We start from the raw sequence: 19,744 nt of genomic DNA on the forward strand, positions 1-19,744 counted from the left end.
CGCCTCTCGCTCACCCCTCCACGGCTCGCACCGCTGCAGAGTAACCCCGTTGGCCCAACGGATTAACGTGCGTGGACGCACACCGCCCGCACGCCCCGGACGACCCGAGCCGATTGACTGATCATCAGAGCACCTGGAGGTTCTTCCGCAGCTCGAACGGCGTCACCTCGGAGCGGTACTCCTCCCACTCGTGCTTCTTGTTGCGGAGGAAGAAGTCGAAGACGTGCTCGCCGAGGGTCTCGGCGACGAGTTCGCTGCGCTGCATCAGGTCGATGGCCTCGCCGAGGTTCTGCGGCATCGGCTGGATGCCGAGGGCGCGGCGCTCGGAGTCGGACAGCGCCCACACGTCGTCGTCGGCGCCGGGCGGGAGCTCGTAGCCCTCCTCGATGCCCTTGAGGCCGGCCGCGAGGGTGACGGCGTAGGCGAGGTAGGGGTTGCAGCCGGTGTCGAGGGAGCGGACCTCGATCCGGGTGGAGCCCTGCTTGCCCGGCTTGTACATCGGCACCCGGATCAGCGCCGAGCGGTTGTTGTGGCCCCAGCAGATGTACGACGGTGCCTCGCCGCCGGCCCCGGCGGTGCGCTGGGAGCCGCCCCAGATCCTCTTGTACGAGTTCACCCACTGGTTGGTGACGGCGGCGGTCTCGGCGGCGTGCCGCAGCAGGCCGGCGATGAAGGAGCGGCCGACCTTGGACAGCTGGTACTCGGCGCCGGACTCGTGGAAGGCGTTGCGGTCGCCCTCGAACAGCGAGACGTGGGTGTGCATGCCGCTGCCGGGGTGCTCGGAGAAAGGCTTGGGCATGAAGCTCGCGTGCACGCCCTGCTCCAGCGCGACCTCCTTCATGACCAGCCGGAAGGTCATGATGTTGTCGGCGGTGGAGAGCGCGTCGGCGTAGCGCAGGTCGATCTCCTGCTGGCCGGGGGCGCCCTCGTGGTGCGAGAACTCGACCGAGATGCCCATCGACTCCAGCATGGTGATCGCCTGGCGGCGGAAGTCGTGGCCCACCCCGCGCGGGGTGTGGTCGAAGTAGCCGGACTGGTCGGCGGGGATCGGCGGGGTGCCGTCGCCGGGCAGGTTCTTCAGCAGGAAGAACTCGATCTCCGGGTGGGTGTAGAAGGTGAAGCCCAGATCGGAGGCCTTCTCCAGGGTGCGCTTGAGCACGAACCGGGGGTCGGCGAAGGACGGCGAGCCGTCCGGCATCAGGATGTCGCAGAACATCCGGGCGGTGCCCGGGGTCTCCGAGCGCCACGGCAGGATCTGGAAGGTGGTCGGGTCCGGCTTGGCGATCATGTCGGACTCGTACACCCGAGCGAATCCCTCGATCGCCGAGCCGTCGAAGCCGATGCCCTCCTCGAAGGCCTGCTCCAGTTCGGCTGGTGCCACCGCGACCGACTTGAGGAACCCGAGCACGTCGGTGAACCACAGCCGGACGAACCTGATGTCACGCTCTTCGAGCGTCCGAAGCACGAACTGCTGCTGCTTGCCCATGGGGACAGTCTCACCTCTGCTCTTTACGCTCGTGTTACGCCCCCCTCGGCCCCCGGAAAGACCTCGTGAAGCGGTTGCCCCCATCATGGCCGATCCCGGCCCGCCCCGGCAGCGCCGACCCCTGTCGTCGTCCCCGCCACAGGCCCCCGCCCGCCCCCGGCCGCCCTCGGCCGACCCTGCCCAGGACATTGCGTCAGTTAGACGATAAACTCGGGGCATGCCCAATCTCCGTCTCGCCCTGAGCCAGATCGACCCCTGGGTCGGTGACCTCGCCCGCAACAGCGATGAGGTGGTGCGCTGGACCAAGCAGGCCGTGGAGGCCGGCGCGCAGCTGGTCGCCTTCCCCGAGATGGTTCTCACCGGGTACCCGGTGGAGGACCTCGCCCTGCGCCGCTCCTTCGTGGAGGCCTCCCGCGGCGCGCTGGTCGAACTGGCCGGCCGGCTGGCGGCCGACGGGCTGGGTGAGGTCCCGGTGGTGGTCGGCTACCTGGGGCGCTCCGAGCACGCCTCGCCGCGCTTCAACCGCCCGGCCGGCTCCCCGCAGAACTGCGCGGCCGTGCTGCACCGGGGCCGGGTGGTCACCCGCTTCGCCAAGCACCACCTGCCCAACTACGGCGTGTTCGACGAGTTCCGCTGGTTCGTCCCGGGCGACCAGCTGACGGTGCTGCGGGTGCACGGGGTGGACGTCGCGCTGGCCATCTGCGAGGACATCTGGCAGGACGGCGGCCGGGTCACCGCCGCCCGCGAGGCCGGCGCCGGGCTGCTGCTGGTGGTCAACGGCTCCCCGTACGAGCGGAACAAGGACGACCAGCGGCTGGAGCTGGTGCGGCGCCGGGCCGCCGAGGCGGGCTGCACCCTGGCCTACGTCAACATGGTCGGCGGCCAGGACGAGCTGGTCTTCGACGGGGACTCGATCGTGGTCGGCGCGGACGGCGAAGTCCTGGCCCGCTCGCCGCAGTTCGAGGAGCACCTGCTGGTGCTGGACCTCGACCTGCCGGCCGCGTCGGGCGACGACACCGACGGCCTGCTGCTGACCGACGGGCTGCACCTGGTCCGCACCGAGCTGGGCGGCGAACCGCAGGCCGCGCCCGCCGGGCGGCTCACCGCCGAGGTGGCGCCGCGGCTGTCGGACGAGGCCGAGATCTGGGCCGCGCTGGTCTCCGGCACCCGGGCGTACGTAGCCAAGAACGGCTTCCGGTCCGTGCTGATCGGCCTCTCCGGCGGCATCGACTCCGCGCTGGTGGCCGCGATCGCGGTGGACGCGGTCGGCCCGGAGAACGTGCACTGCGTCTCGATGCCCAGCCGTTACTCCTCCCAGCACTCCCGGGACGACGCGGCCGAACTGGCCCGCCGCACCGGGGTGAACTTCCGGACCGTCTCCATCGCCCCGATGTTCGACGCCTACCTGGCGGCCACCGAACTCACCGGCCTGGCCGAGGAGAACCTCCAGTCCCGGCTGCGCGGCACCCTGCTGATGGCGATCTCCAACCAGGAGGGGCACATCGTGCTCGCGCCCGGCAACAAGAGCGAGCTGGCGGTCGGCTACTCGACCCTGTACGGCGACTCGGTGGGTGCCTACGGGCCCATCAAGGACGTCTACAAGTCGCTGGTCTTCCGGCTGGCCCACTGGCGCAACGAGGAGGCCGGGCGGCGCGGCGAGGTGCCGCCGATCCCGGAGAACACCATCACCAAGCCGCCGTCCGCCGAGCTGCGGCCGGACCAGGTGGACACCGACTCGCTGCCCGACTACGACCTGCTGGACACCGTGCTGGCCCGCTACATCGAGGACGACGAGGGCCGGGACGCGATCGTGGCGGCCGGCTTCGACCCGGCCGTGGTGGACCGGGTGGTCCGGCTGGTCGACACCGCCGAGTACAAGCGGCGCCAGTACCCGCCGGGCCCGAAGGTCTCGGCGAAGAACTTCGGCCGGGACCGCCGCCTGCCGATCACCAACCGCTGGCGGCGCGGTTAGGCCTGTGCGCGGTTCACCCTGGCGGCGGGTGGGGCGCCCCACCCGCCGCCGCGGCGCGGCTAGCGGGGCTGGTACCGGTAGGTGGCGGCCACCGGGAGGTGGTCGCTGCCGTCCCGGGGCAAGGTGCGGGAGTCGACCGGGTCCAGCCCGCCCTTGCTCATGATCTGGTCGATCCGGGCCATCGGGAAGGCGGCCGGCCAGCTGAAGCCGAAGCCGTCCCCGGCGGCGCCCTGGGCCGAGCGCATCTGCGAGGTGACCGGGGCCAGACTGCGGTCGTTCATGGTGCCGTTGAGGTCGCCGAGCAGCAGGACCTTCTTCAGTGGCTCGGTCTGGATCGCGTCGCCGAGCGCCTGGGCGCTGAGGTCGCGCTGGTTGACGGTGAAGCCGCCCTCGGCCTTCAGCCGCACCGAGGGCAGGTGCGCCACGTACACCGCGAGCGGCCCCTGCGGGGTGGTGACCTCGGCCCGGAACGCCCTGGTCCAGCCCATCCTCAGGTTCACCGGGGCGACGTCGTCGAGCGGGTACTTCGACCAGAGCCCGACCGTGCCCTGCACGATGTGGTGCGGGTAGGCGTCCGCGAGCCCGGTCTCGTACGCGCGCAGCTGCCGGCCGGCCAGCTCCTGCAGGGCGACGATCTGGGCGCCGGAGTCCACCAGGGTGCGGATGGTGCCCGGCACGTCGGTGTTGGCCGCGGCGACGTTGTGGCTGACCACCGTCCAGTCGCCCTTGCCGCCGCTCTTGTCGGACAGCAGGCCGCCGAACAGGTTGACCCAGAGCACGAGGGGCAGCAGCAGCGCGATCAGCGCGGTGGCGGAGCGGCGCAGCAGCGCGGGCACCAGCAGCACCGGGACGGCCAGGCCCAGCCAGGGCAGGAAGGTCTCCAGCAGGCTGCCGAGGTTGCCGGCGCTGTTGGTCACCTCGGCGTGGAAGGCCAGCAGCGCCGCCGTGAGCACGGCCGGCACGGCGGTCACCAGGCCGCGCCGCCAGGTGTTGCTGCCGCGGGCGTCCCGGCCCCAGTGGCGCAGGCCGAGGAAGTCGCCGCGACGCGCCGCGGGGGCCGGGCCGTCGGCGCCGCCCCCGGGGGCCGCGATCCGCTCGGTCCTGTCCGCCTGCGCCATGAAGTGGCTCCCGTCGCTCGTGCCGTCGCCGCTCCGGGGGCCGTCCCGTCGAAGGTGCGGGTACCCACCGGACCGGTGCCGGTGTGGTCGGATCCCGGCTCAGCCTATGCCGGGACAGACGCCGGTCCCGGCTGGACGGGTTCCGGCGCGGCCCGGTTTGGTGAGCGAGGCCACGTCAGGGGGCACGTCCGAGCCCGTGGACCGGGTCGCGCCCCAGGCCGCGTACGGAGCGCGTACTGGGCGCGTCGAGCGCGGTCGAGCGCGCTCGGACGGCGTCAGCGCGGTCAGCGCGGCCCGAGGCCTTCGAGCACCGAGTCGACCAGCTTGCGGGCCAGGTCCGGGTCCTCCAGGTCGGAGTCGTCCCACAGGATGCTGCGGTAGAGGATCGGCCCCATCAGCAGGTCGTTGAGCAGGTCCAGGTCGAGGTCGTCGCGGATCACGCCCTCGGCGACGGCCTGGCGGATCAGCCGGAGCCCGACCTCCCGGCGCGGCTTGATCACCCGGTCCCGGTAGGCGGAGTACAACTCGGGCAGGGTCTGCATCTGGCCGAGGGCGGCCTTGAGCACCCAGCGGGTGCGCTTGGCCAGGCCGCGCCGGCGGATGTGGTCGACCAGCGCGATCAGGTCGGCCCGGGCGCCGGCGCCGGTGGGCTCCGGCAGCGGCTCCTCCAGCCGGCTGACCACGTCGACCAGCAGGGCCTCCTTGTTGGACCAGCGCCGGTAGATGGTGGCCTTGCCGACCCCGCCGGCCGCGGCGATGCCCTCGATGGTGAGCTCGGACAGCGCGGTGCCGCCGGCCATCAGCTCCTCGACGGCCGTGAAGATGGCCTGTTCGGCGGCCTCGCTGCGGGGCCGGCCACGGCGCACCTCCGCGCAGGACTGCCCGGTGTCGGCGGTCGGCGTGTCCGTCTTCATCCCCGCTGTCTCTCCCTCGCTGTCCCCCGGCCGCGCTGGCGCCGTGGTGTGTCCCTCGGTGGGTCCGACGGCAGCGGCGCTGCCCTGGACCGAGGCCCTGTCACCCGGGGCGTACCCGGGTGACAGGGCCATTGTCACTCAGTCGCGGAGCGGCCCGGCCGCTGGTCAGGCGTCCGCGGCCGCGGCCTCCCGCTCCCGGCCGGCCGGCTCCGGGACCGGACCGGCCGGGCCCGCGGGGGCGGCCGACCGGCGCGGCAGCAGCAGCCAGGCGACGACGGCGCCGATCACCGAGACGCCCGCCGAGAGCGAGGCCACCACGTGCATGGCGTGGATGAAGGAGTCGTTCGCCGGGGTGATCAGCGCCTGGCCGCCGGGGATCCGGTCGGCGATGGCGAGGGTGGCCTCCAGCGACTCGCCGGCCTTGTCGCGCAGCCCCTCCGGCAGGCGGGTCAGGGTGTCGGCCATCCCGTCGCGGTAGACGGTGGACAGCACCGCGCCGAGCACGGCGACCCCGAGCGAGCCGCCGACCTGGCGGAAGGTGTTGTTGACGGCCGAGCCGGCGCCGGCCTTCTCCCGGGGCAGCGAGGCCATGATCGCGACGGTGACCGGCGGCATGACGTGCGCCATGCCGGCGCCCATCACCAGGCCGAGCAGGACCAGCACCCAGATCGGGGTGGTGGCGGTCAGCACGACGTAGCCGAGGAAGCCGACCGCGACCAGCAGCATGCCGCCGGTGGCGGTGACGGCGACGCCGAGCCGGTCGACCACCAGCCGGGCCCGCGGGGCGAACACCAGCTGGGCGGCGGCCAGCGGCAGCATCAGCACGCCGGCCTGGAGGGCGCTGTAGCCGCGCACGCTCTGGATGTAGAAGACGCCGAAGAACGAGACGCCCATCAGCGCGAAGAAGACCACGCCGACGACCACCACGGAGGCGCTGAACACCTTGTTGCGGAACCAGGTCACGTCCAGCGCGGGGAACGCGGTGCGGCGCTCGAACCAGACGAAGGCGACCAGCGCGACCACGCCGACCAGCGTCGGCGCCCAGGCCTCGACCGCGGTGAAGTCGGCCAGCTCGCCGCCCTTGATGATGCCGTAGATCAGCGCGACCAGGCCGACGATCGACAGCAGCACGCCGACCGGGTCCATCCGGCCCGGATCGGGGTCCTTGGACTCGGGGACCAGGACGACCATCGCGATCACCGCGACGACCACGATCGGGACGTTGACCAGGAAGACCGAGCCCCACCAGAAGTGCTCGATCAGCAGGCCGCCGGTGATCGGGCCGATGGCGATGGCCAGGCCGACCGCGCCGGCCCAGATCCCGATCGCCTTGGGCTGCTCGGAGCGCTCGAAGACGTTCATGATGATCGCCAGCGTGGCGGGCATCGCGAGCGCGCCGCCGACGCCCATCAGGGCGCGGTAGCCGATGAGTTCACCGGGCGAGGCGGCCAGCGCGGACAGCAGCGAGGCGATGCCGAAGACCACCATGCCGGCCAGCAGCGCGCGCTTGCGGCCGAACCGGTCGCCGAGCAGGCCGGAGGTGAACAGCAGCCCGGCGAAGACCAGGGTGTAGGAGTTGATCGACCATTCCAGGTCGCTCTGGGTGGCCCCGAGACCGACCGGCGCGGGGGTCGCGATGGTCTTCATCGCGACGTTGAGGATCGAGTTGTCGAGCACGACGACGAGCAGGGCGAGCAGCAGGGTGCCGAGGATCGCCCAGCGCCGGCGGTGGATGGCTTCCGGCACCCGAGGTGGCGCGGCTGCGGTGGTCATTGGTCTTCCCGTCCGTGTTGGTGTGGCACTGGCGGGCAATTCCGAGCCGCATGCGTCTCGTAACCCCCCGGACCCAGAGTAGCCGGAAATTCGATACGAGACGAACCCGTTTCGCAAAGAACCGGCAAATTCGAGGCCGGTCGTCCACCCCGGCGCCCACCCGCCCGCGCACCCGGTGTGGCGTGGATCGCACCGGGACGAACGCACCCCTCTTTGCGCGGGCGCCGGGGCGTGCAAGCATGGAGGGGATCCGGGGACGCCGTACGGCGCCACGAGACGACAACCCTTCAGGAGTCCGTTCGATGAACGCTTCTACGCCTCCGCCTGCCCAGAACCAGGCGTCGACCGCCACCCTCTACGGTGGGGTCACCAACCGCCGCGTCACCGTCCGCGACCTCGCCGCGGCCAAGCAGCGCGGCGAGCGGTGGTCGATGCTCACCGCCTACGACGCCCTCACCGCGGGCGTGTTCGACGAGGCCGGCATCCCGGTGCTGCTGGTCGGCGACTCGGCGGGCAACTGCCACCTCGGCTACGAGACCACCGTCCCGGTGACCATGGATCAGATGGTGATGCTCTCCGCCGCCGTCGTCCGCGGCACCAAGCGGGCCATGATCGTCGCCGACCTGCCGTTCGGCTCCTACCAGGAGTCCCCCGCCCAGGCCATGCACAACGCGGCCCGGCTGATGAAGGAGGCCGGGGTCGGCGCGGTCAAGCTGGAGGGCGGGGAGCGCAGCGCCCGCTCGATCGAGCTGCTGGTCGAGGCCGGCGTCCCGGTGATGGCCCACATCGGCCTCACCCCGCAGTCCGTCCACGCCCTCGGCGGCTACCCGGTCCAGGGCCGCGGCGACGAGGCGGCGCACCAGCTGCTGCGCGACGCCAAGGCCGTCCAGCAGGCGGGCGCCTTCTCGGTGGTCCTGGAGGCCGTCCCGGCCGAGCTGGCCGCCCAGGTCACCGAGCAGTTGGCGATCCCGACCGTCGGCATCGGCGGCGGGCCGGACACCGACGCCCAGGTCCTGGTCTGGACCGACATGGCCGGCATGACCGCCGGCCGGGTGCCCAAGTTCGTCAAGCAGTACGCCGACCTGCGGACCGTCCTCGGCGACGCCGCCCGCGCGTACGCCGAGGACGTGCGCACCGGCGCCTTCCCCGCCGCGGAGCACAGCTTCCACTGACGCTCCCCCGTACGGCCCCGCTCCGGACCGGAGCGGGGCCTTCGGCATGCCCGGGGCCCGCCTCGGGCATGCCCGGTCCCCGTCCGGGCGGCCGGTGACAGCGGCCTGACAGCGGGCTGGCAGCGCACCGCCCGGGCCGACAGGGAGGTGACAGCCGGGGCGGACAGCCTGGGGGCATGACACGAATCGCGACAGCCCCGAACGACCGGGGAACCACCTCCGGGAACGCCGTGGAGGTGCACGGCATCGTCAAGCACTACGGGACCACCAAGGCCCTCGACGGGGTCGACCTCACCGTGCGGGAGGGCACCGTCCTCGGGGTGCTCGGCCCCAACGGCGCTGGCAAGACCACCCTGGTGCGCATCCTCTCCACGCTGATCAAGCCGGACGCCGGCACCGCGTACGTCGGCGGCTACGACGTGCTGCGCCAGCCCAAGCAGCTGCGCCGCACGATCGGCCTGACCGGCCAGTACGCCTCGGTGGACGAACTCCTCTCCGGGTACGAGAACCTCTACCTCATCGGCCGGCTGCTCGACCTCCCCCGCCGGGAGGCCAGGGCCCGGGCCGTCGAGCTGCTGGAGCGCTTCTCGCTCACCGAGGCCGCCAAGCGGCCCGCCAAGACCTACTCCGGCGGCATGCGCCGCCGCCTCGACCTGGCCGCCAGCATGATCGGCCGCCCCCGGGTGCTCTACCTGGACGAGCCCACCACCGGTCTGGACCCGCGCACCCGCAACGAGGTCTGGGACGAGGTGCAGCGGATGGTCGCCGAGGGCACCACCGTGCTGCTGACCACCCAGTACATGGAGGAGGCGGAGCAGCTCGCGAACGAGCTGACCGTCATCGACCGCGGCAAGGTGATCGCCAACGGCCTGGTGTCCGAGCTCAAGGCCAAGGTCGGCGGCCAGACCCTCCAGATCCGCCCGACCCACCCGGCCGAGCTGCCCGAGATGGCCCGCTGCCTGCGCGAGAGCGGCATCACCAGCGCCACCGTCTCCACCGACACCGGCCTGCTCGCGGTGCCGATCACCGGCGAGGAGCAGCTGACCGCGGTGATCGGGGTGCTCGGCACCCGCGGCTTCGCGATCGCCGGCATCGACACCAAGGTGCCCAGCCTGGACGAGGTCTTCCTCGCCATCACCGGCAAGCCCGCGGCCGCCGCGGCGCCCGCCCCCAGCCTCGCCAAGGAGCCCGTCGCATGACCACCGCCACGCTCGCCCCCTCCCGCGGCCGGGACACCCGGCCGCCGGCGGAGGACTCCCGGATCGGCCTGGCCGGCACCCTGCGCCACGTCGGCGCGCTGACCCGGCGCAACCTGATGCGGATCAAGGCCGACCCGGAGTCGATGTTCGACGCCGTGCTGATGCCGATCATCTTCACCGTGCTGTTCGTCTACGTCTTCGGCGGCGCCATGGCCGGCGACCAGGACACCTACAAGCAGTACCTGATCCCCGGTCTGCTCGGGCAGACCGGCCTCACCCTCGCGATGGCCGTCGGCACCGGCCTCAACAGCGACTTCCAGACCGGCGTGATGGACCGCTTCCGCACCCTGCCGATCGGCCGGGCCTCGGTGCTGCTGTCCAAGATCGTCGCCGAGACCCTCCGCGGGCTGCTCTCCTTCGCGATCCTGATCGGCTTCGCGATGTGCATCGGCTTCGAGGTGAAGACCGGTCCGCTGGAGGTGCTGGCCACGATCGGCCTGGGCCTGGTGTTCGGCATGTCGATCGTCTGGATCTCGATGCTGCTGGGCATGGCCCTGCGCAGCGCCCAGGCCGTCCAGGGCGTGGCCATGCTGGTCCTGATGCCGATGCAGTTCGGCAGCTCGATCTTCGCCCGGACCGACACCATGCCGGGCTGGCTGCAGTCCTTCACCAAGGTCAACCCGCTCTCGGCACTGGCCGACGCCTCCCGCGCCCTGCTCAACGGCCAGGGCCCGGTGGCCCACCCGGTGATGATCGTGCTGATCTGGTCGGCCGCCGTCACCGCGGTGTTCGCCCCGCTGGCGGTCGCCCGCTTCCGCAAGCGGACCTGATCCGCGCGACCACCGCCGGCCCCGGTCGGGGGGGAGGGTCGGCGGAACGGGGCGGCCGGCGCCCGGGACAGGCGCCGGCCGTCGTACGGGCCCGTGCGGCCGGTGACCAGGGGACGGGCACCGGCCGCACTGGCCCTCCCCCCGGCCCACCCGTCCGGGCCCGTACCGGGCCGGGGCGTCCGGGCCTCAGCCGATCAGCCGCTCCAGCAGTTCGTGGGTCTGCTCCTGGGTCATCCCGACCCCGCCCGACCGGGCCTCCTCGAACCCGGCGTCGCCCAGCAGCCGGCGCAGGACGGCCTCCGTGCGCTCGCGCTCGACCCGCTCCAGGTAGCCGCCCTTGGGGCCGTTCAGTCCGCCGTGCGCGCCGCACAGCACGGCCGCCACCCGGGCCCGCTCCAGGTCCCCGTCGCGCTCGGCGAAGGCGCACAGCACCGCCGTGACCGCGGGCACCACCATGACGGTCATGTGCTCGGCGAAGCCGCTCGCGGCCGCCATCGCCCGCAGCTGCCGCCGGCCCTCGCGCAGCATCGCGAAGCCCGTGTCCGGGTCTCCGGCCCTGCCGATGATCCAGCCCCGGGAGCTCAGCAGCAGCCCGGACACCAGGCTCGGCGCGAAGCCGCCCACCCGGACCAGGTCCAGCGCGTCCAGCTCGGCCAGCGCCCGGTCGTACTCGCCGCGCTGGGTGTGGATGCCGCTGAGCGTCAGGTGGCCGAACATCAGCGCCCCGGTGGTGGACTGGTTGACGCCCGGGCTCTCGATGCAGGCCAAGGCCTGCCGGATCACCCGCTCGCCGCCGTCCATGTCCTGCTCCAGCAGGGCGGTGCCCAGGTGCACCCGCAGCATCGGCACCTCCTGCGGCGCCCCCAGCTCCTCGGCCAGTTCGATCGCCCGCCGGTACGCCTCCACGGCGGCCGCGGACTCGCCCCGGTTGGACAGCGACTCGCCGTGGGCGGCCAGCGCCTGGGAGATCCCCCAGAGGTCGCCCGCCCGCTGGTACAGCTCCAGCGAGCGCTCGCCGTCCTGGATGCTCTGCTCGGTTCCGCTCGGCCAGTCGTTCATCATCCTGGCCCGGACCTGCAGGATGAACGCCAGGTCGCTCAGCTCGCCGTACTGCTCGCAGCCGCGCACGGCGTCGTCCAGCAGGTCCTTCATCATCTCCAGGCGGCCGGCCAGGAAGGCCCCGAACACCCGCATCAGCGCCGGGAAGCGGTAGGACTGCGGCAGGTCCGGGGTGTAGGCGTCCAGCATCCGCTGGGCGACGTCGACCGCCTCCGGGTCGCCGAGGACGTCCAGGTTGCCCTCGAACAGCCCGATCAGCCGGTACATCGCGAGCAGCCGGCGGGCCTCCTCGACCACCTCCGCGGGCAGTGGCAGCTCGTACGAGAGCACGCCGCGCTCCAGCGGCACCGGCGGCGGGGCGTCCGGGCCGAACGGGTCCGGGCCGAGCGCGACGACCGCGTTGTACCAGGTGCGCGCCTCCATGCTGTAGCCGCGCAGCGACCAGTACCAGCTCATGCCGAGGGCGATGAGCAGCGCCTGCTCCTCGTCCCGCAGGTCGATCGCCCGGCGCAGCGCCGTCCGGATGTTGTCCTGCTCGCGCTCCAGCACGGCCAGCCAGTGCAGCTGGCGGGGGCCGTGGATCTGCCCGTCGGCGACGGTGAGCATGGTGCGGAAGTGCGCCACGTGGCGGGCCTCGGTGGCGGCGCGCTCGGCGGCCGACTCGGCGAGGCGCTCGGTCGCGTACTCGTGGATGGTCTCCAGCATCCGGTAGCGCGGCAGGCTGGCCCCGTCCAGGTCGGCCACCAGCAGCGACTTGTCGACCAGCGACAGCAGCAGGTCGGCGACCTCCCCGGAGGGCACCTCGACGCCGTCGCCGCAGACCGCCTCGGCGTCCTCCAGCTGCCAGCCGCCCGCGAACACCGAGAGCCGGCGCAGCACCGCCCGCTCCCGCTTGCCCAGCAGGTCCCAGCTCCAGTCGACCACCGCGCGCAGGGTCTGCTGGCGCGGCAGCAGGGTGCGGCTGCCCGCGGTGAGCAGCGCGAACCGGCCGTCCAGCCGGTCGGCTATCTGGCGCGCGGTCATCACCCGCAGCCGGGCGGCGGCCAGTTCGATGGCCAGCGGCAGACCGTCCAGCCGGCGGCAGATCTCGGCGCAGGCCTCCGGGTCGCTCCCCGGGTCGAAGCCGGGACGGGCGGCGGCCGCGCGCTCGGTGAACAGCCGCAGCGCGACCGGGTCGGGCAGCGGCTCGACCGGCAGCACCGTCTCGCCGGGCACGCCCAGCGGTTCGCGGCTGGTGGCGAGCACGGTCAGCCCGGGGCACTCGGCGAGCAGGACGTCGGCGAGGTCGGCGGCGGCCTGGACCAGGTGCTCGCAGTTGTCCAGGACGAGCAGCATCCGGCGGTGGCCGCAGTGCTCGACCAGCCGGCGCACCGGGTCCTCGGCGCGCTTCTCGATCACCTCGGCGACCATGCTGGTGCTGTGCAGCACGATCTCGCGCAGGCCGAGCGCCGAGACCACGGCGGCGGGCACCGCGTCCGGGCTCTCCAGCGGGGCGAGTTCGGCCACCCAGACGCCGTCCGGCCAGGCCCCGGCGGCCTGTTCGGCGCGGCCGGCCTCGGTCGAGAGGCTGGTCTTGCCGGAGCCGCCGGGTCCGGTCAGGGTCACCAGCCGACGGTCCGTCAGCATGCCGCGCAATGCGGCCAGATCGTCCTCGCGACCGACGAAGCTGGTCAGCCGGCCGCGCAGATTGCCGACGGGGCGCGGGAGTCGGGGCGCCGGGGCCGGGGGCGGAGCGGGCGCCTGGGTGGGCGGCGGAGCGGGCGCCGGGGTGGCGGCGGGGGCCCGCACCGGCTCCGGCGCGGGCGTCTCCCGGACGGTCGGGGCGAGCAACTCGGCGTGCAGGGCGCGGAGTCCGCGGCCCGGGTCGACCCCGAGCTCCTCGGCCAGCGCGCGCCTGGTCCGCTCGTAGTGGCGCAGCGCCTCGGCCGTCCGCCCGCCCTCGTGCAGCGCCCGGATCATCAGCAGCTGCAACGACTCGTCCAGCGGCTGCCGTTCGCACAGCTCGGCCAGCTCGGCGACCAGCTCCGCGGCCCGGCCGAGGCCGAGGTCCGCGGTGATCCGGTGGCGGCGGGCCTCCTCGCGCTGGGCCTCCAGCCGGACGGCCGGGCCGGTGCGGTCCGGCAGGTCGGCCAGCGCCGGGCCGCGCCACAGCGCCAGGGCGGCCCGCAGCCGCTCGGCGGCGAGCGCGTCGTCCCCGGCGTCCAGGGCGCGGCGGCCCTCGCCGGTCAGCCGCTGGAAGTCCGCGAGGTCGGTGGCCGGGCCGGTCAGCCAGTACCCGGCCGGGCCGGAGCCGACCTCGTCCCGGCCGATGGTGCGGCGCAGCCGGCCGACCAGCGTCTGCAGCGCGGCGGAGGAGTCCTGCGGCGGCTCGGCCTCCCACACCTCGTCCACCAGCAGGTCGGCCGGGACCGGCCGGCCCTGCCGCAGGGCCAGGGCCGCGAGCAGGGCCCGCAGCCGGGCGCCGCCGATCGGTACCGGGGTGCCGTCGTCGTGGTGGGCCGTCGTCGTCCCGAGAATGCCGTAGTACACCGGACCATTCTGGTCGATCCGCGCGGCCGGGGCCGCACAATTGTGCTGGGCCCGCCCCGGCCGGGGCACGTAGGGTGGAACGCCACCGCGCGCCCGGACGTTCACCCGGAGCGGCTTGTCCGGTCACCGGCCCGCCCGGCATGATCGACCCCGGCCGGTATCCGCCCCACTTCCCCTGCCCACGGGAGCACCCACACCATGACCTTCGCCGCCACGCCGCGCTCCCGCAGCGAGGACCGCCGGATCAGCCCGGTGTTCTGGGTGCTCCTCGCCGTCCTCGGCACCTCCGGCTGGGCGGTGTTCCAGGGCTACGGCAACGCCTCGTTCGGGGTGTTCCTGTTCGTGGTCGCGGGCTGGATGGTCTCGCTCTGCCTGCACGAGTACGCCCACGCGCGCACCGCGCTGCACGGCGGCGACATCACCGTCGGCGCCAAGGGCTACCTCACGCTCAACCCGCTGAAGTACACCAACGTGCTGCTCAGCTTCGTGCTGCCGATCGTCTTCGTGATCCTCGGCGGCATCGGCCTGCCCGGCGGCTCGGTCTGGATCGAGCGGCACCGGATCAAGGGCCGGCTCAAGCACAGCCTGATCTCGGCGGCCGGCCCGCTGGTCAACCTGCTCTTCGCGGCGGTGCTGCTGATCCCGATCGGCGCCGGCTGGCTGGACGATCCGACGGTGCACGCGTACTGGAACGGCTACGAGCTGATCATCTCGCCGTTCTCCGGCGCGCTGGGCTTCCTCGGCTTCCTCCAGCTGAGCGCGGCGGTGCTGAACCTGCTGCCGGTGCCCGGGCTGGACGGCTACGGGATCGTCGAGCCCTGGCTGTCGTACAGGACCCGGCGCGCGGTCGAGCCGTTCGCCCCGTACGGGATGCTCGCGGTGTTCGCGCTGCTGTGGCAGCCCCAGGTGAACGACTTCTTCTTCGGGATCGTCCACGGCCTGATGAACCTGTTCGGCGTGGACCAGGACTACGCGACGCTCGGCCGGTACCTGTTCAGCTTCTGGAAGAACTGACCGTCGGTCCGGGGCTCCGGCCGGGGCCGGGGCGTCAGCCCTGCTCGGCGGCGGCCGCGGCGATCCTGGCGCGGCGGCGGTCCATCCACAGCACGTTGCTGGCCACGCCGGCCAGCGGCAGCCAGATCAGCCCCACCCAGAAGCCCTGGACCAGCGAGACCACGAGGGCCACGAGCGCGAGGACGACGGCGGCCAGGGCGAAGACGGACGTGCGAGGCATGGCGGCGAGCTCCTAAACGGGTGCGGGCGGCCGGGTCACGGCCGCCACCCATTGTCGCCGACCTCACCTCCGGAGCCCGTCCAGGGGTGAGGTCGACACGGCGGGTTCCTGCTCAGACGTCGGTGATCCGCAGGCCCGCGTGGGCCTTGTAGCGGCGGTTGACCGAGATCAGGTTGGCCACCAGCGCCTCCACCTGGTGGGCGTTGCGCAGCCGGCCCGCGTAGACGCCGCGCATCCCGGGGATGCGGGCGGCCAGGCCGCGGACGACGTCGGTGGCCTCCCGGTCGTCCCCGAGCACCATGACGTCGGTGTCGATGGTCTCCACCGACTCGTCCTGGAGCAGCACCGCCGAGAGGTGGTGGAACGCCGCGGTGACCCGGGAGTCCGGCAGCAGCGCGGCGGCCTGCTGGGCGGCGCTGCCCTCCTCCGGCTTCAGCGCGTACGCGCCCTGCTTGTCGAAGCCCAGCGGGTTGACGCAGTCGACGACGATCCTGCCCGCGAGCTCCTCGCGCAGCGCCGTCAGGGTGGCGGCGTGGCCGTCCCACGGGACCGCGATGATCACCACGTCGCTCTCCCGGGCGACGGTGGCGTTGTCGGCGCCGCGCACGCCGTGGCCCAGCTCGGCCGCCGAGGCCCCGGCCCGGGCGGCGTCGCGGGAGCCGATGATCACCTGCTGGCCGGCCTTGGCCAGCCGCAGGGCCAGGCCCCGCCCCTGGTCGCCGGTGCCGCCGAGGACACCGACCACCAGCTGCGAGACGTCCGGCACCTCGTGGGCCGGGTTCGTCACTGAATCGAGGGAAGTCATGGGCCGATCCTGCCAAATCCCCGGCCCGGCGGGACATCCTGGCCCGCATGGACGCGGTGAGAGTTTCGGCACTCCGGGAACGGCTGACGGGAACGGGCTGGCTGGAGGCGGTCGGCGGCTTCGCCGGGGCGCTGCGCCGCTCGGTGGAACGGCGCGGGGCGAGCGGGCTGCTGCTGGTCGGCACCGAGGCGTACGAGCCCTGGCACCTGGCCGCCCACCTGGACGACGAGGCCGCCTGGTCGGACGTCCCCCGGCTGGCACCGACCCTGCTGCGGCACCGACCGCCGGCCGACGCCCCCGCCCACCTGACGCACGACCTGCGGCGGCTGACCGAGGCCGGGCGCGGCGCCACCGTGCTGGTGGTGGTCCCCGAGGCGGTCGGCGCCCCGCTGCTGGAGCGGGTGCACGACGCCCGGCGGCAGGGGGCGACGGTGCTGGCGCTGGACGGGGGCGCCCCGGCCGGGTGCCGCGGGCTCGTCGGCCCTGACGGAGACGGCGCGCCCGGCGGGCCCGCCGACGCCGGCGGCCTGGGCGAACTCCGCGAGCTCGCCCACGAGCGGCTGACCGTCGGCACCGCCGCCGAGCAGCCCTTCGACCTCGCCCAGCACCTGGTCAGCCTCGCCGCCGGGCAGCGGGCCGGCCGCCGCTCCGTCCTGGACCGGCTCGCCGCGCTCGCCGGGCGGCTGACCTCGACGCCCGAGATCAGCCGCTGGTAGCCGGCCGCCGGCCCACCGGGCGGTCGAAAACCCTTTGCGGGAAGGGCGACCGCCGTCCGAGGATGACGGTTCGTGAACGACGACGAACCCCCGCATCCCCCCGTGCCCGGGCGCGCCCGGAAGCTGCTGGGCTCACTGACGCCCGACCTGTCCCCCTGGCGCGCCTCGCGCGACTTCCGCTACCTGTGGACCTCCGGCTGCGTCACCAGCTTCGGCAGCTTCCTGACCCTCGTCGCCGTGCCCACATGTCGCGGGTAAGGGATCTACCGAACACCAAAAAGCCCCGTTGCGCTGCGTAACCAGCGAACGGGGCTCGTGGGTTCTGGGCTACTCCTCGCCCTCCCCGGGCTCGGGATCGCCACTATCGCCGGGCGGCGGCGGCAGCGGGTTGCGGTTCCACAGCGCGGACTCCACTGCCTCCCGCATGAGGCCTTCCATCTCCTCGAAGTACGGCTTGACCTCTTCGGGAAGGCCCTCCCCATTGACGACGAAGGTCGTGCAGTGAGGCGCCTCGAGGCGCGCCACCAAGCGGCCGTTCGGCAGGTGGTCTACCACCTCTATCCGCACAATGGGCGATCGGTCATTGAGGTGCGGCACACGGCCCCCTTCATCTGAGGCTCCGCCACGTGAGGGCATGGCGGAACCAGGGTGCATACGTAGGCGCCCCCAGGCGGTTTCGACATCATGCCGCGCACCACTGACATCCGCTAGATGCGGAGGTGATGAATCCTCATGTACTCGAACCGTGGCCGGGCCTCCGCGAAAACATTTCGGCGATCTGAGCCAGCTCGCGCCGGCCCGTCTCGTCCAGTTCGCCCATACGGTCGACAACCGCACGCACAGTCCCGTCCGCAGACCAGACCGCATCGTCTTCGACATCAAGGAACTGCCGCGCGGCGGCCCGGGCCACGGTCTGATACGAGAGCTGCAGGCCGAGCGCCAGAGCCGCGATGCGCTCCCGGCGGGGGATGTCCCGGAGCTGGCCATTCTCAAGTCGGGTGACCCAGGACGAGGACATCGAGGGGTCCCCGGAGGCTGCGGCCAGCTGGGCCATTGACAGGCCCAACTCCTCGCGCCGGCTCTTGCACAGTCGGGAGAGTTCGCCCCGCTTCACGTCGGTCATGACAGTCATCATCTCTCTACCCCTCGTGGTCGCGTCTACCTGATGGCGCACACATCTCACTGGGCGCACTGGTCATCGTGGCGCGTACTCCACGCCGGGGACAAATTGTCTATCTCACGGGAGTGGCGCGCTAGGGCGCATTGAGGCATGTGGTCGTGTTCACGCCACTCCCGCGCCGATCCGCCAATGCCACTCCCATGGAGTAGACAAGCCGCTCCCGCAGTGCAATGCTTAACCCACTCCCACAGGGGAGCGATTCGCTGCAGGAGGACAACCGACGTGTCCAACACCCTCACGGTGCGCTTCCAGCTCAGGTCTTCCGAACTACTGCGCACGCTCATGCAGCACACGGGAGATGGAACGCGCACCACCACCCGAGAGCTCGCCCAGGTAGCTGGCGTCCATCACAGCTTCGTTGGAAAGCTCCTGATCGGCGCGCAGGAGACCGCAACCGCCGAGGTAGCGGGCGCTATCGCCGACCGCATCGGGGTGGACCTGCTCATTCTCTGGGCCCCGGCCGAGCGCACGACAGCAAGCCGGGCGCTCACCTCGGTACAGAAGGAGGCCAGCTGATGGCCGACCTGTTCGCGATCTACGGGCCCCCGACGCCCGAGCAGGCGAGGCGCCTGGTCCTGCTGCTCGGCCTCCTGCCTCAGCAACAGGAACCGGAGCTCCAGCAGGACTCGCGGCCTCCCAAGTGTGAGCCCGAAGCCGCCTGAGCCACCCCTGACATGGGTCGGGCCTCCGCCCGGCAGCCCGGTCGCACCCGGATGCCGCCCGCGAAGGCCCAGCGGCCCACCACCACACGAACAGCAAGAAGGAGAGGTGGACCTGTGTCCATCATGCCCTACCGCTTCCCGGAGACCGATACCCCGGTCCGGGTGGCGATGACCAACGAGGAGCCGTGGTTCGTTGCGGCCGACGTCGCCACCGTCCTCGGCTACTCCGCTACCTCGGCGATGACCAGGACGCTGGCGGACGACGAGAAGGGTGTGCAGAGTCTGCACACCCCTGGCGGCGAGCAGCAGTTCGTCGTCATCAACGAGCCCGGCCTGTACAGCGCAATCCTGCGGAGCCGCGTCGATGGCGCTCAGCGGTTCAAGCGCTGGGTGACGCACGAGGTTCTGCCGTCGATCCGCCGTACGGGCTCGTACTCGGTGGCGCCGGTCGTGCCGGTGCTGCCGGACATGGCGACGCCGGAGGGGCGTCGGGCGGTGGCTGCCGCGCTGCTGGCGGCGGCGGACCGGGAGATCGAGCTGAACGAGCGGGTCGCGGAGCTGGAGCCGAAGGCGCTCGCTCACGACACGTACCTCGCGGCTCGTGAGGGCGACGTGCTGGTGCGGCAGGCGGCGAAGCTGCTCGGCTGGCGTGAGCGGGACCTGCGGACGTTCCTCGTGGACGAGCACCTGGTGTACCGCCGGCAGGCGGTGTGCGGTGCCAGCCTGTGGGACTTCTACGCGCAGTTCGCGGGGCACTTCACGGCGACGGAGACCGTGGTGACGCACTCGTGGGGGGAGTGCGCGCACTACACGCTGCACGTGACGCCGCGGGGCATGGAGCTGATCCAGAAGCGGATCGCGAAGCGGCAGGCGGAGATGCGCGACGCGATCGGCGGTGCGGCGTGACGGGGCAGGAGTTGGACACGCTGATCGACTCGCTGGTCGAGGAGTTGGCGGTGCCGGTCGTGCAGCTGGTCATGGACGACCCGTGGTTGGAGACGCTGTGCGGGCCGCTGCCGGCGCTGCCGTCCTGGTCGCCGCAGACGGTCGCGCTGGTCGCCGAGTACGAGGCGCGGACGGGCGGTGCCCGGTGAG

20 protein-coding genes are annotated in these 19,744 nt (G+C 72.7%); 11 read left to right on the plus strand and 9 right to left on the minus strand.

Annotated features, from left to right (window positions below; all coding sequences use genetic code 11):
- Positions 1 to 124 precede the first annotated feature (124 nt).
- The gene (locus tag ACZ5GH_RS09875) at positions 125 to 1,486 is read right to left on the minus strand and encodes a glutamine synthetase family protein (RefSeq protein ID WP_387748720.1); all 1,362 of its coding nucleotides are present in this window, start codon (positions 1,484 to 1,486) and stop codon (positions 125 to 127) included.
- A 217-nt stretch (positions 1,487 to 1,703) separates the two neighbouring features.
- Between ACZ5GH_RS09875 and ACZ5GH_RS09880 the strand changes: the two genes are divergently transcribed.
- Positions 1,704 to 3,458 (plus strand): NAD+ synthase, encoded by a 1,755-nt coding sequence (locus tag ACZ5GH_RS09880; RefSeq protein WP_464333944.1) that lies wholly within the window; start codon positions 1,704 to 1,706, stop codon positions 3,456 to 3,458.
- A gap of 59 nt (positions 3,459 to 3,517) precedes the next feature.
- Here ACZ5GH_RS09880 and ACZ5GH_RS09885 read toward each other — a convergent pair whose 3' ends face one another.
- From ACZ5GH_RS09885 to ACZ5GH_RS09895, 3 genes are all read right to left on the minus strand, one after another.
- A complete protein-coding gene (locus tag ACZ5GH_RS09885) occupies positions 3,518 to 4,576 on the minus strand; it encodes an endonuclease/exonuclease/phosphatase family protein (protein WP_464333945.1) in 1,059 nt (352 codons plus the stop codon).
- Positions 4,577 to 4,860: 284 nt separating this feature from the next.
- The gene (locus ACZ5GH_RS09890; RefSeq protein ID WP_387748714.1) at positions 4,861 to 5,490 is read right to left on the minus strand and encodes a TetR/AcrR family transcriptional regulator; all 630 of its coding nucleotides are present in this window, start codon (positions 5,488 to 5,490) and stop codon (positions 4,861 to 4,863) included.
- 165 nt (positions 5,491 to 5,655) lie between these two features.
- On the minus strand, positions 5,656 to 7,263 hold the full coding sequence (locus ACZ5GH_RS09895) for an MFS transporter (protein ID WP_464333946.1): 1,608 nt from the start codon (positions 7,261 to 7,263) through the stop codon (positions 5,656 to 5,658).
- Positions 7,264 to 7,565: 302 nt separating this feature from the next.
- Here ACZ5GH_RS09895 and panB point away from each other — a divergent pair, with 302 nt between their 5' ends.
- The 3 genes from panB (at position 7,566) to ACZ5GH_RS09910 (ending at position 10,464) form a co-directional block, all read left to right on the plus strand.
- Positions 7,566 to 8,435: a 3-methyl-2-oxobutanoate hydroxymethyltransferase gene (panB, locus tag ACZ5GH_RS09900; protein WP_464333947.1), complete on the plus strand. Its 870-nt coding sequence runs from the start codon at positions 7,566 to 7,568 to the stop codon at positions 8,433 to 8,435.
- Positions 8,436 to 8,611: 176 nt separating this feature from the next.
- Positions 8,612 to 9,634, plus strand: coding sequence for an ATP-binding cassette domain-containing protein (locus tag ACZ5GH_RS09905; protein WP_464333948.1), 1,023 nt, complete (start codon positions 8,612 to 8,614; stop codon positions 9,632 to 9,634).
- Positions 9,631 to 10,464, plus strand: coding sequence for an ABC transporter permease (locus tag ACZ5GH_RS09910; protein WP_387748706.1), 834 nt, complete (start codon positions 9,631 to 9,633; stop codon positions 10,462 to 10,464). Before ACZ5GH_RS09905 ends, ACZ5GH_RS09910 begins: the two co-directional genes overlap by 4 nt.
- A 186-nt stretch (positions 10,465 to 10,650) precedes the next feature.
- On the opposite strand, the gene ACZ5GH_RS09915 is transcribed toward ACZ5GH_RS09910, so the two are convergent.
- Positions 10,651 to 14,052: an AfsR/SARP family transcriptional regulator gene (locus ACZ5GH_RS09915; protein WP_387748704.1), complete on the minus strand. Its 3,402-nt coding sequence runs from the start codon at positions 14,050 to 14,052 to the stop codon at positions 10,651 to 10,653.
- 198 nt (positions 14,053 to 14,250) lie between these two features.
- Between ACZ5GH_RS09915 and ACZ5GH_RS09920 the strand changes: the two genes are divergently transcribed.
- On the plus strand, positions 14,251 to 15,066 hold the full coding sequence (locus tag ACZ5GH_RS09920; RefSeq protein WP_387748702.1) for a site-2 protease family protein: 816 nt from the start codon (positions 14,251 to 14,253) through the stop codon (positions 15,064 to 15,066).
- Positions 15,067 to 15,100: 34 nt separating this feature from the next.
- On the opposite strand, the gene ACZ5GH_RS09925 is transcribed toward ACZ5GH_RS09920, so the two are convergent.
- Complete coding sequence (locus ACZ5GH_RS09925) at positions 15,101 to 15,286, minus strand: hypothetical protein (protein WP_387748700.1); 186 nt, start codon at positions 15,284 to 15,286, stop codon at positions 15,101 to 15,103.
- Between the two features lie 112 nt (positions 15,287 to 15,398).
- Entirely contained in the window at positions 15,399 to 16,091 is a 693-nt protein-coding gene (npdG, locus tag ACZ5GH_RS09930; RefSeq protein ID WP_387748698.1) for an NADPH-dependent F420 reductase, read from the minus strand.
- A 47-nt stretch (positions 16,092 to 16,138) separates the two neighbouring features.
- On the opposite strand from npdG, the gene ACZ5GH_RS09935 reads away from it, so the two are divergent.
- Positions 16,139 to 16,807, plus strand: coding sequence for a hypothetical protein (locus ACZ5GH_RS09935; RefSeq protein WP_464333949.1), 669 nt, complete (start codon positions 16,139 to 16,141; stop codon positions 16,805 to 16,807).
- A gap of 72 nt (positions 16,808 to 16,879) precedes the next feature.
- A complete protein-coding gene (locus ACZ5GH_RS09940; RefSeq protein ID WP_464333950.1) occupies positions 16,880 to 17,065 on the plus strand; it encodes a hypothetical protein in 186 nt (61 codons plus the stop codon).
- Between the two features lie 69 nt (positions 17,066 to 17,134).
- Here the strand turns inward: ACZ5GH_RS09940 and ACZ5GH_RS09945 are convergent, their stop codons facing one another.
- Positions 17,135 to 17,404: a hypothetical protein gene (locus ACZ5GH_RS09945; protein WP_464333951.1), complete on the minus strand. Its 270-nt coding sequence runs from the start codon at positions 17,402 to 17,404 to the stop codon at positions 17,135 to 17,137.
- A 133-nt stretch (positions 17,405 to 17,537) separates the two neighbouring features.
- On the minus strand, positions 17,538 to 17,930 hold the full coding sequence (locus ACZ5GH_RS09950; protein ID WP_464333952.1) for a helix-turn-helix domain-containing protein: 393 nt from the start codon (positions 17,928 to 17,930) through the stop codon (positions 17,538 to 17,540).
- 279 nt (positions 17,931 to 18,209) lie between these two features.
- Between ACZ5GH_RS09950 and ACZ5GH_RS09955 the strand changes: the two genes are divergently transcribed.
- The 4 genes from ACZ5GH_RS09955 (at position 18,210) to ACZ5GH_RS09970 (ending at position 19,743) form a co-directional block, all read left to right on the plus strand.
- Positions 18,210 to 18,503, plus strand: a complete 294-nt coding sequence (locus ACZ5GH_RS09955; RefSeq protein WP_464333953.1) for a helix-turn-helix domain-containing protein — start codon at positions 18,210 to 18,212, stop codon at positions 18,501 to 18,503.
- Complete coding sequence (locus ACZ5GH_RS09960) at positions 18,503 to 18,649, plus strand: hypothetical protein (protein ID WP_464333954.1); 147 nt, start codon at positions 18,503 to 18,505, stop codon at positions 18,647 to 18,649. The genes ACZ5GH_RS09955 and ACZ5GH_RS09960 overlap by 1 nt, the downstream gene beginning before the upstream one ends.
- 123 nt (positions 18,650 to 18,772) lie before the next feature.
- Positions 18,773 to 19,555, plus strand: a complete 783-nt coding sequence (locus ACZ5GH_RS09965) for a phage antirepressor (protein ID WP_464336812.1) — start codon at positions 18,773 to 18,775, stop codon at positions 19,553 to 19,555.
- Positions 19,556 to 19,566: 11 nt separating this feature from the next.
- A complete protein-coding gene (locus tag ACZ5GH_RS09970; protein ID WP_464333955.1) occupies positions 19,567 to 19,743 on the plus strand; it encodes a hypothetical protein in 177 nt (58 codons plus the stop codon).
- Position 19,744 lies beyond the last annotated feature (1 nt).

It is taken from the genome of Kitasatospora sp. Xyl93 (genome assembly GCF_055383135.1).

Bases quoted from the DNA above. Each gene is read 5' to 3' on its own strand.
- ACZ5GH_RS09875 (WP_387748720.1), bottom strand. From the start codon at position 1,486: ATGGGCAAGCAGCAGCAGTTCGTGCTTCGGACGCTCGAAGAGCGTGAC.
- ACZ5GH_RS09880 (WP_464333944.1), top strand. From the start codon at position 1,704: ATGCCCAATCTCCGTCTCGCCCTGAGCCAGATCGACCCCTGGGTCGGT.
- ACZ5GH_RS09885 (WP_464333945.1), bottom strand. From the start codon at position 4,576: ATGGCGCAGGCGGACAGGACCGAGCGGATCGCGGCCCCCGGGGGCGGC.
- ACZ5GH_RS09890 (WP_387748714.1), bottom strand. From the start codon at position 5,490: ATGAAGACGGACACGCCGACCGCCGACACCGGGCAGTCCTGCGCGGAG.
- ACZ5GH_RS09895 (WP_464333946.1), bottom strand. From the start codon at position 7,263: ATGACCACCGCAGCCGCGCCACCTCGGGTGCCGGAAGCCATCCACCGC.
- panB (WP_464333947.1), top strand. From the start codon at position 7,566: ATGAACGCTTCTACGCCTCCGCCTGCCCAGAACCAGGCGTCGACCGCC.
- ACZ5GH_RS09905 (WP_464333948.1), top strand. From the start codon at position 8,612: ATGACACGAATCGCGACAGCCCCGAACGACCGGGGAACCACCTCCGGG.
- ACZ5GH_RS09910 (WP_387748706.1), top strand. From the start codon at position 9,631: ATGACCACCGCCACGCTCGCCCCCTCCCGCGGCCGGGACACCCGGCCG.
- ACZ5GH_RS09920 (WP_387748702.1), top strand. From the start codon at position 14,251: ATGACCTTCGCCGCCACGCCGCGCTCCCGCAGCGAGGACCGCCGGATC.
- ACZ5GH_RS09925 (WP_387748700.1), bottom strand. From the start codon at position 15,286: ATGCCTCGCACGTCCGTCTTCGCCCTGGCCGCCGTCGTCCTCGCGCTC.
- npdG (WP_387748698.1), bottom strand. From the start codon at position 16,091: ATGACTTCCCTCGATTCAGTGACGAACCCGGCCCACGAGGTGCCGGAC.
- ACZ5GH_RS09935 (WP_464333949.1), top strand. From the start codon at position 16,139: ATGGACGCGGTGAGAGTTTCGGCACTCCGGGAACGGCTGACGGGAACG.
- ACZ5GH_RS09950 (WP_464333952.1), bottom strand. From the start codon at position 17,930: ATGACCGACGTGAAGCGGGGCGAACTCTCCCGACTGTGCAAGAGCCGG.
- ACZ5GH_RS09960 (WP_464333954.1), top strand. From the start codon at position 18,503: ATGGCCGACCTGTTCGCGATCTACGGGCCCCCGACGCCCGAGCAGGCG.
- ACZ5GH_RS09965 (WP_464336812.1), top strand. From the start codon at position 18,773: ATGCCCTACCGCTTCCCGGAGACCGATACCCCGGTCCGGGTGGCGATG.